10 protein-coding genes are annotated in these 9,531 nt (G+C 61.5%); 6 read left to right on the top strand and 4 right to left on the bottom strand.

Annotated elements, in window-relative coordinates:
- The first annotated feature begins 40 nt into the window (after nt 1-40).
- The gene (locus tag CH286_RS21665) at nt 41-637 is read left to right on the top strand and encodes a hypothetical protein (protein ID WP_032377910.1); all 597 of its coding nucleotides are present in this window, start codon (nt 41-43) and stop codon (nt 635-637) included.
- 67 nt (nt 638-704) lie between these two features.
- Here CH286_RS21665 and pabB read toward each other — a convergent pair whose 3' ends face one another.
- From pabB to CH286_RS21650, 3 genes are all read right to left on the bottom strand, one after another.
- Entirely contained in the window at nt 705-2,765 is a 2,061-nt protein-coding gene (gene pabB / locus CH286_RS21660; RefSeq protein WP_094610354.1) for an aminodeoxychorismate synthase component I, read from the bottom strand.
- Nucleotides 2,766-2,774: 9 nt separating this feature from the next.
- Nucleotides 2,775-3,170: a chorismate mutase family protein gene (locus CH286_RS21655; RefSeq protein ID WP_176458310.1), complete on the bottom strand. Its 396-nt coding sequence runs from the start codon at nt 3,168-3,170 to the stop codon at nt 2,775-2,777.
- A 275-nt stretch (nt 3,171-3,445) separates the two neighbouring features.
- The gene (locus CH286_RS21650; RefSeq protein WP_027497120.1) at nt 3,446-3,784 is read right to left on the bottom strand and encodes an RNA polymerase-binding protein RbpA; all 339 of its coding nucleotides are present in this window, start codon (nt 3,782-3,784) and stop codon (nt 3,446-3,448) included.
- Between the two features lie 193 nt (nt 3,785-3,977).
- Here CH286_RS21650 and CH286_RS21645 point away from each other — a divergent pair, with 193 nt between their 5' ends.
- The 3 genes from CH286_RS21645 (at nt 3,978) to CH286_RS21635 (ending at nt 6,741) form a co-directional block, all read left to right on the top strand.
- Complete coding sequence (locus CH286_RS21645; RefSeq protein ID WP_032403441.1) at nt 3,978-4,310, top strand: hypothetical protein; 333 nt, start codon at nt 3,978-3,980, stop codon at nt 4,308-4,310.
- A gap of 129 nt (nt 4,311-4,439) precedes the next feature.
- Entirely contained in the window at nt 4,440-4,895 is a 456-nt protein-coding gene (locus CH286_RS21640) for a tellurite resistance TerB family protein (RefSeq protein WP_027497122.1), read from the top strand.
- Nucleotides 4,896-5,103: 208 nt separating this feature from the next.
- Nucleotides 5,104-6,741 carry a cation:proton antiporter family protein gene (locus tag CH286_RS21635; RefSeq protein WP_032403442.1) on the top strand — a complete coding sequence of 546 codons (1,638 nt, stop codon included), beginning with the start codon at nt 5,104-5,106 and terminating at the stop codon, nt 6,739-6,741.
- Between the two features lie 524 nt (nt 6,742-7,265).
- On the opposite strand, the gene CH286_RS21630 is transcribed toward CH286_RS21635, so the two are convergent.
- Nucleotides 7,266-7,466 (bottom strand): hypothetical protein, encoded by a 201-nt coding sequence (locus CH286_RS21630; RefSeq protein WP_141215883.1) that lies wholly within the window; start codon nt 7,464-7,466, stop codon nt 7,266-7,268.
- Between the two features lie 226 nt (nt 7,467-7,692).
- Between CH286_RS21630 and CH286_RS21625 the strand changes: the two genes are divergently transcribed.
- Complete coding sequence (locus CH286_RS21625; RefSeq protein WP_094610352.1) at nt 7,693-8,964, top strand: DUF6745 domain-containing protein; 1,272 nt, start codon at nt 7,693-7,695, stop codon at nt 8,962-8,964.
- A gap of 26 nt (nt 8,965-8,990) precedes the next feature.
- A complete protein-coding gene (locus tag CH286_RS21620) occupies nt 8,991-9,446 on the top strand; it encodes a hypothetical protein (protein WP_094610351.1) in 456 nt (151 codons plus the stop codon).
- The last annotated feature ends 85 nt before the right edge of the window (nt 9,447-9,531 follow it).

Below are 9,531 nucleotides of genomic sequence, written 5' to 3'. Positions count from 1 at the left end.
ATGCGGTCGAATGCTCGTCACTACCAACCAGGGGACAGAAGTGAAACTGATCAGAACAGCTACGGTCGCGGTGGCGTTGACCGCTGCGGTAGCCACCGGAGCGGGCCACGCCGTAGCAGATCCGTCGTCGGACACGGTTAACTACCAGACGTCGGTCAACCCGGATGGATCCGTCAAGACCATCCTCGACGCCGGGCTGTTCCGGGTCGATGCGACGAGCGAGACAGTGTCGATCATCGATCAGTCCGGTGCCACGCTCGCATCGGTTCCGCTGGAGTACACCATCAACGGCACGGTCTACTCGATCGCACCCCTGATCGGTGCCGAGGGTCGCGAGCTGACCTTGACTCCGCAGACTGTTCCCGTCGCCGACGCTGTGGGCCCTCGTACCAAGCAGCAGGCGTTCGACAACATGGTCAACCAGCTGGCAATCGGCTGGAACAACGGCGGCGGCGTCGGTACGGCAATCGGTGCAGGCCTCGGCTTCGCCATCGGCTGCGTGTCCATCTTCCCGAACTTCATTTCCGGTTGCATCATCGGAACTGTGATCGGAACCGTCGCCGGCGCGGTCATCGGAACGGCCAACGGCAACCCGCAGGCACAGCCCGCGGTCTTCGAGTACTTCACCACTCCGTAAGACGCGACAAGCGCTTACAGACGCACACGACACGGAGGGTAGGGCGGCAAGCGCCCTACCCTCCGTTTTACGTTCGGCCGGTCAGCGCCCGGCGCATGGACACGGCCTTGACCATCGTTTCCTCGAACTCCTCATCGGGATCGGACAGTGCCACGATCGCACCGCCGACCCCGTAGGTCACCTCGTGCTCGGTGGCGACGATCGTGCGGATGACGATCGAGAAGTCCGCAGTGCCCGTGATCGAGAAGTAGCCGATGGCACCCGAATACACTCCGCGCGGGCCGTCTTCGAGCTTGTCGATGATCGCCATGGTGCGGATCTTCGGGGCCCCGGTCATGGATCCACCCGGAAACGCAGCGCGGATACAGTCCGCCGCCGACGCGTCGTCACGCAGGCGACCGCGAACCGTCGACACCAATTGATGCACTGGGGCATAGGTCTCGACATCGAACAGCTTCGGCACATGCACCGAACCAGGAATACACACCTGAGCCAGATCGTTGCGGACCAGATCGACGATCATGAGGTTCTCGGCCTTGTCCTTCTCGTTCGCGACGAGGTCGGCCTTGAGTGCGTTGTCCTCTTCGGAAGTCGCTCCGCGTGGACGAGTTCCTTTGATGGGCTTGGACTCCACGATGCGGTCTGCGTCGATTCGTAGGAAGCGCTCGGGTGACGCGCTCAAGACCGACACCTCGGGAAAATTCAAGAACGCACTGTACGGAGTCGGGTTGATTTCCCGCATGAACGAATACGTTGCCGCAGGGTCGATCGAACCCGCCAACGTAGCGGTGTTCGTCAAACAGACCTCGTAGGTCTCACCGGAGCGGATTTCGGCGAGGCACTGGGAAATCAAATCGAGGTAGTGGGCGCGATCGTGCCGCAGTCGCGGTTCGAGCGAGTGCTCTGCTCCGAGCAAAGGAGTACCGGACGCGCCCATGTCGGAGCGGGCCGCCTGTGCGGATCGACCGGACAGGCCGCGCAGTGTGGCGGTTGTCGAGTCGAACCACTGCGCCAGGACGGGGTCACCGGGCGTGGTGGCCAATCCCATCAGATAGAGGGTGCCGGCCTCGTGGTCGAAGACCAACGCGCGATCCGCGAAGACCATGGAGGCATCGGGGGTTGCAGCTGTATGCACCAATTGTCCGCCGGTGTCGGCCTTCAACTCGTAGCCGAGATATCCGACGTAGCCGAGTCCGAAGGCAAACGGAAGGTCGTGGCGAGGGGGAGTGGCGCGCTCGCGCAATCGATCGTCGATGTAGTCGAAGAACGTGGAGTGAACGCGCTCCTTCGTACCGTCGGCACCCTGCACGGACACCATGGTCTCGGCAACGGAGTAGGTCACGTACTCGGCGTGCGGCCCCGAGCAATCGCCCATGACGGTGAACCTGCATTCGGGCTCGAGTGCTGCGCTGCCGTCCAGCCAGAAACTCTTCTTACCGTCGGCGTAGAGCGTGGCGAAAACCTGCTCGGGATCGAAAGCCTCGTCGAGAGAGCGAGTTTCGATGGTGAACATCGAATCCTGGGTACCTGCAGCACTCGATGCGTTGGACTGCGCCAATGTCAGGTCTCGGAAGTTGGCGAGCAGCTCGCGTCCGTACTCGGTGCTGATGGACTCGGGATGGAATTGCACTCCCCACATCGGCTTGCTGCGATGCCGAACGGCCATCACCAAGCCGTCGGGTGTCCATGCGACTTCCTCGAAGTCGGCGGGTGTGCGTGTCACGACCAGTGAGTGATACCGAACCACCGAGTAGGGAGACGGGATTCCGGCGAAGAGATCGACACCGGTATGAGTGATATCGGTGATCCTGCCGTGCATCGGTGCCGGTGCGAGATCGACACTGCCACCGAACAGGTGGCACAGCCCCTGGTGCCCGAGGCATACACCGAGAATCGGCAGACCGGATTCGGTGATCACTCGACTGCTGATGCCGAAGTCCTGCTCCAGATCAGGGCGTCCGGGCCCGGGGGAGATGACGACGTTGTCGTAGGCGTCGAAGTTCAGAGACGTCCATTCGACGTCGTTCTTGACCACTGTCGGCGGACGGCCGTTGACCTCGGCCAGCAGGCTGTACAGGTTGTAGGTGAACGAATCGTAGTTGTCCACGAGGAGTGTGTTGATGGTCATCGACGTGCTCTACCGTTCACTCTCGGGGCCGAGCCCGGCAGCCGGAGAGTCGATGATCAAGTCCTCGACACGACATGCTTCGGCAATCATCGATCGGTACAGCTCTTCGAGGAAGTCGGGGGACAGGCCATTTGCGGACGCGAATTCTCGCGCGCGTTCGGTCACCAAACCGACGCGACCGGGTTGCATCATCGGAATGGAATGTTCGCGCTTCACGTGTGCAACTCGGACACACACATCGATACGGTCTCGAATTGCAGCGCGCAGAACTTCGTCTATTCCGTCCAACTCACGCCTCAGCTCGGCAAGCTTCTGCTCACCTGCAGCGCGATGACCTTCGGATTTCGCCTCGGAGGCAGCTACGCGCAGGGCGTCGTTGGAGCGTTGATCAGAATCCTGGCTCACGAGTTACTGCCCCCTGATGTTTCGACTCCAGTGGTGATGATTATCGGAATGCACCGACAATTGTTACGGCAGCCATTGCCGATCTACGTCCTGCGCGGTAATCGATGCTCGATCATGACACCTCGCGCGGTTTCACCGCCACTCAACAGTATTGGAACCCGCGAAAGCGCGACGACAAACACACCGCCCTCATCCGGAACGTACGTCGAGTTGGAATAGCACAAAAAAACTGCACCGCCGGATTGTTTCCAATCAGGCGGTGCAGACGACGATTCTCATGCTCCGCGGCGCTTGACCTTCAACAAATCCAAGCGCTCTTTGAGGAGTTCTTCCAGCTCGTCCACCGAGCGCCGTTCGAGCAGCATGTCCCAATGGGTGCGCGGCGGCTTGACCTTCTTGGCCTCCGGCGCGGTTCCCTCGATCAGCGACCCTTCGAGACCGTTACGGCAAGCCCAGGTGCCGGGGATTTCCGCGTCGTCGGCGAAGGGGACGTCGAACTCCTCACCGTTGTCGCATCGGTAGCGTGCAACGCGGCGAGGCGCCAGGTCGTGATCACGATCGGTCTCGTAGCTCACGGCTCCGAGTCGGCTACCTCGAAGTACACGATCTGCCATGGTGAAGTCCTCTCCATCGATAGTAGGTACGCGAGTCGGTGTCATCGGTCGACACCGAGCTACACCGTCTACCCACTGATCTACAACGTCGCCGCGCGTCGGTTCGTTCCCCGGGCCGATGAGCCCCGGTGCGATGCCATCGGCGCAGCTGGTGAATGCATCCTACCTTCCTGTCGCAGTAGGCTGAACGACCATGTCCGTCAGAACTCGCCGTGACCAGACGTGCACGTGGTGCGGACGCCCTGTCGCCGACTCCGGAACCGGACGCAAGCGACGGTACTGCCGTCAGTCGTGTCGCCAACGTGCCTACGAGCAGCGCAGTGCGATGAAGGAAACCTCGATTCCCGACGACGCCGTCATCTTGACGGCCGAAGAGGCGTCGGCGGCGGCCGATCGCGCGTTCGAGGTCCGCTGCGCCGCCGAGGACGTGAGCACCGCGGTCACAGAAGGTGCCGACATCCCGGAGTTGCACCGCTTGTGTGCCGAGCTGTTGACCAAGGCGCGCGATGCGGAGCGGCTGCGCTGAGTAGAACAGCAGGGTACGGCTGGTGAAGCGCCCTCACCGAACTGTGGTTCCATCCTCGTTCACCGGCACCGTGGACAATGGACGGGGTTCGCGCATGCGCGCGGATGAAAGAACACGAAGAGGAGCTCCATGGCGTTCTGGGATCAACTCAAGTCCAAGGCACAGGAACTGAACGGGCAGCTGCAAACCAAGACCAGCCAGTTCAAGAACAAGGAATTTGCCAACGGCAGCATGGCCATGTGTGCGCTCATCGCGGCAGCAGACGGCACCATCGATCCTGCCGAGCGTCAGAAGACGGCAGCCCTGATCGCCGGTAACGAGGCCCTGCGGGTGTTCGAATCCGACGAACTTCGTCAGAAGTTCGACTGGTACTGCGACAAGCTGCAGGGCGATTTCGACTTCGGGAAGGTCGAAGCAACTGCCACGATCGGCAAGCTGAAATCGAAGCCCGACCAGGCGCGAGCCGTCATTCAGATCGGCATCATCATCGGCGGTGCCGACGGTCATTTCGACGATCACGAGAAGGCTGCCGTCCGCAATGCATGCTTTGCTGTGGGAATCGATCCGGCCGAGTTCGAGCTCTGAGACCTTCCGACCGATAGAGGACGAACACTCGATCGCAGCAACGGCGATCGGCGAAGGTGCACCTTCGCCGGTCGCCGTTGTCGTCCGCGGACTGTGTGCGCTGTGAAATAGCCGGAATGCCGGGATACTTGGGTCACTCCGACTGCATGTGCCGATGTCGTCGATCCGTTGGAGATCCGGTTGCGACCCACCAGCAGAGAGACCGTGCATGACAGTTGCCGCGATCTACCTCGTCATCGCCTTCGGCTTGGGCGGACTCGCCATGGCTGTCCGGCTACCTCCACTGGTCGGCTTCCTGGCGGCCGGCTTCGTCATCAATGCTCTCGACGTCGGTGAGATGCCCCAACTCGAACTGATGGCAGACCTCGGTGTCACATTGCTGCTGTTCGCGATCGGTCTCAAGCTGGACGTGCGGATTCTGCTGCGCCGAGAAGTGTGGCTGACGACGTCGATACATCTGATTTTCAGCGTCGTGCTCGGTACCACCGTCCTGTGGCTCGCGGCCGTCGCCGGAATGGCCATGCTGTCCGGGCAGAGCACAACGACGATTGCGTTGCTCGCCTTCGCCATGTCGTTCTCGAGCACTGTATTCGTCGTCAAAGTTCTCGAAGAACGAGGTGAATCGCACGCTCTCTACGGTCGTGTGGCCATCGGAGTGCTCGTGATGCAGGACATCGTTGCCGTGGTGTTCCTTACCGTCACCAGCGGCACACTGCCCAGTCCGTGGGCGGTGACTCTCGTACTCCTGTGGCCCCTGACACGAATCCTCCGGAGGGTGTGGAGCGGGCTTGGCCACGGCGAGATGCAGTCGCTCTTCGGCATCGTGATGGCCCTCGTTCCGGGTTACGCCTTGTTTTCCGCACTGGGGCTCAAAGGAGACCTGGGAGCGTTGATCATCGGCGTTCTCCTGGCGTCGCATCCGGCTTCCTCCGAGCTGTCCCGATCGCTGTTTCATATCAAGGAACTGCTGTTGGTCGGCTTCTTCGTTTCCATCGGCCTGTCCGGTTTGCCCGATGTTCCCAGCCTGGGCGTCGCCCTGCTGATGGTGCTCCTACTGCCGCTCAAATCGGTGCTGTACCTGGCGCTGTTCGCCATGATGAAACTGCGGTATCGAACCGCGCTGCTCGCGGGACTGAGCCTGATGAACTATTCCGAGTTCGGTCTGATCGTCGTCTCGGTCGGAGTGACGACCGGGCTGCTGGCACCGGCCTGGCTGGTGGAAATGTCGATTGCCGTGGCGTTGAGCTTCGTCGTGTCGGCCCTGGTGAACGGTCGGGGACACCTGATGGTGGAGAAGATCGCGGCGCGATTGCCCGATCAGGACGATCAGAGCCTGCACCCGGAGGAACGCTCCGGGGACGCGGGCGACGCCGAGGTCGTCGTGATCGGAATGGGGCGTGTCGGCTTCGCGGCGTATCAGCGACTCACCGAGCATTACAGACTCAGCGTGGTGGGGGTCGACTACGACGGTCCTCGGATTCGTCGACTCGCCGAACAGGGTCTGCGAGTGTTGGAAGGGGACGCAACCGATCTCGATTTCTGGAATCAGCTGCGGCACTCGGAGTCGGTGCGGATCGCGGTGCTGGCAATGCCACGTCACGGAGCCAACGTCACAGCACTCGCCTGTCTCCGCGAATCCGGATTCAGCGGAACCGTCGCGGCCGTCGCCCGCTACGACGACGAAGTTCAGTGGGCCAAGGAACACGGTGTGGACATCGCGTTCAACGTCTATGCCGGTGCCGGATTGGAATTGGCAGATCAAGTGGGACACGGTGCACCAGATCCCGTGGGCGACGCGGTCGACCCCGAGTCCGACAAGCCCCGCCGTCCGGACAGCGTGACATGACCCAGGGGAGTGAGCCTGTTGCGACGAGTCGATGGACCCGCCCGCATGTACGTGCCGGCAATCCCCTTGGCAGCAATGTCCGACGACAACAGGCCTTGTGGGTCGACACACTTCATGTGACGTCGGTGCTCGTGACCTGCAAGGCCAGCCAGGCTATGGCGAAACGTCACAGTGACGTAATAAGTTCTTCACAGGGGGACTATCGCGGCGACAAAGCAAGAGTGAAGCATCAGTGCGATTACAGCGAAATAGACAACGCAGGCGACTGAAGAACATCGGGTCGGTAGTCCGCAAGCATTCATCGGTACCCACGGACCCACGGACGCACGGACGCACGGACGCACGGACGGTCACCGGGCAAGTCCACGGATGTAGGACGAAGAACCCCAGAGCATTGATGGTGGATCGAAACCGTGAACTCGACGATGATCGACAACGTCGACCAGCTACGTTGTTTTGCCGATAATCAACATTATGTCAACTTAGGCTGACCGATCGTACAGTTCGCGCCCTTACTGGCCTGCCTAGTTTCCGTGCGAGTTCCAACCTTCCCCTGGCACTGCCTCTTCCGTGTCGGTTGCGAGAAGCCCGTCGTCAACCGTGTTGGAATCGGGCCGCGAGTCTTCGATCAGCTCACGGGTCGACGTTGGTTCATCGCCGTCGATGGCGGGTTCTTCCAGGCCGGTGTCGTAGTCGTCGTCTGTCGAGGGGTTTCGATCGCTCACGGTGATGGTCTCCAAGTCTGTTCGTAGGTCTGACGTATCCAAATCGACATGGCCCGACAGGAAACTCAATGACACGGAACGCTACCCCGCTCGCGTTTCCGGGAGACGCGTCGCCGGCGAAATGCAATGGCCCTCAATGAATAAGCAAGTCAACACTAGCGGCGAGGCAACATTTATGTCACTCTGTTCGTATGACTACCGGAAAGGCTGACACAGCCTCCATCGCGTGAGCGCCGTGCGGATCCCCTCGACTTCGTCGTCGCACGGGACATTTATCGAAGACCCCCATTCAGAACTCATTCGCAGTGTCATGTCCAAGCGCGACACCTATCTCGGTTACGGAATGCGCGCCGGACCATCGGATCGACACTCTGCCGAATCTGCTGTGGCACAGTTGTATCGACATGCCGACCTCCCCGTTCCCCGCTTCGTATGGGAACTGTCTCCGGCTGCTGCAGCGGCTCGCATCGCCGAGGACAACCTGGCTTACGCTGCAACCTTTGCCGTCGAGGGCCCCACCTGTGCATCGGCTCGCATCGCGACACTGCTCTCCATTTCACGGTCCCGAATGGACGCATGCATTCGGTTGCCGGTGAGCGAACGGCCACCGCCCCGGTGGCCGATGACGATCCGGTCTCAGGCGCTCAGAGCAGCCCAAGGTCGCACAGCGGCTGCGGTACGAAATCAGCCACCCGAAATGTCGGTCCGCGCGGGCATCGGACTCAACCCGATCATCCGATCGACAGTGTGGGACTCGTTGCGCACCAGCTTGTTCGACGGCGTCGCAGCAGCAATCAGGACACTGATGCCGCCCCTTGTCGGCGGAATCCCCTGGTACGGCCAGCAGGAAGCACACCGCATCGCCTACTACGACATATACCGCCGCCTCGGCCTCGCAACCTTCCAACCACAGGACAACGACCTGCTCGACGCACTTGTTGCCCTGACCGAATCGACGGGATGGTGGTGGGCGTTCGACGACGTCTGCGTCATGTCCGAACGACCGACCGCGCTGCACTCCGAACCCATTCCCGATCGAGTACACGGTGAACGACGGCTGCACCACCACGACGAACCGGCGCTCCAATTCGCTGACGGCAGTGCGGCATACGTCCTGAACGGCACAATTGTGCCGGATTGGGTGGTGCTCGACCCGAGCGTCGAACGCATCACCGTCGAACGCAACGTCGAGATCCGCCGCTCCGCAATCGAACGCATCGGGTGGGACAACTACATCGACGCTGCAGGACTCGCGCTGGTCGACAACTCCGACGATCCAGGCAACGAGGGCTGCATCCTGCAGCTGTTCGCCACCCCCGCCGGCTGGGGAGGCGAGGGTCGAGTGCTTCTCGCTGTCAATGGGTCTCGCGAACGTGACGGCCAGCGCAGACGCTACGGCCTCTACGTTCCAGGTGAATTCTCCTCGGCCCTCGACGCCGCAGGCTGGACCTACGGCCTCAGCGGAGAAAACTACGCCCAATTGCGCCGCCGAACCTGAACCTACTCTCACACAAGGTGACTCAGATGAATCAGAACATGACTCTGTCCGCATTGACATCGATGACCGGCCTCGATGTCTTCGACTATCTCGACAAGGAGATCTCGGTGCCGATCATCGACGGCATGCAAGCCCAAGGCGACCTCATCGTCGTTCCGTATGCGCTGCTCGAAGGCGTCGTCTCCACCGGGATTTGGACGCGCATCGACGCCGTGCCCCTGTCCGGAATCGAGTTGCTGCGCAGCGCAGCGGGCGGAAATCCCCACAGCCTCGTAGCCGACGGCGGCCGATGCACGTGGTCGACACCGGTGAGCGATACGCGGCGTCTGGCACTCGGAATTCTCGACAACACAGTGACCGCCTACCTGATCCACCCCGAACACGGAGCCATCGGAATTGCCCCGGGCCGCTACGTCATCGGCAGACAACGTGAGCGTGCTCGAGGTGGGTACTTCGAGTCGACGCAGTTGGTCGCCGACTGAGTGCGGCTCGGCCGCGCTGCTCCTTGCCCATTCGGAAATACGGGTGGGCAGGGAGCCACGACCTCAACGTCCGGCAGGGCCGCGT

It is taken from the genome of Rhodococcus sp. WWJCD1 (assembly GCF_002258735.1).
Lineage (GTDB): Bacteria > Actinomycetota > Actinomycetes > Mycobacteriales > Mycobacteriaceae > Rhodococcoides.
Note: the sequence above shows the minus strand (reverse complement) of the source record. Positions and strands in the feature narration are given on the sequence as shown.

Bases quoted from the DNA above. Each gene is read 5' to 3' on its own strand.
- CH286_RS21620 (WP_094610351.1), top strand. From the start codon at position 8,991: ATGAATCAGAACATGACTCTGTCCGCATTGACATCGATGACCGGCCTC.
- CH286_RS21635 (WP_032403442.1), top strand. From the start codon at position 5,104: ATGACAGTTGCCGCGATCTACCTCGTCATCGCCTTCGGCTTGGGCGGA.
- CH286_RS21645 (WP_032403441.1), top strand. From the start codon at position 3,978: ATGTCCGTCAGAACTCGCCGTGACCAGACGTGCACGTGGTGCGGACGC.
- pabB (WP_094610354.1), bottom strand. From the start codon at position 2,765: ATGACCATCAACACACTCCTCGTGGACAACTACGATTCGTTCACCTAC.
- CH286_RS21650 (WP_027497120.1), bottom strand. From the start codon at position 3,784: ATGGCAGATCGTGTACTTCGAGGTAGCCGACTCGGAGCCGTGAGCTAC.
- CH286_RS21640 (WP_027497122.1), top strand. From the start codon at position 4,440: ATGGCGTTCTGGGATCAACTCAAGTCCAAGGCACAGGAACTGAACGGG.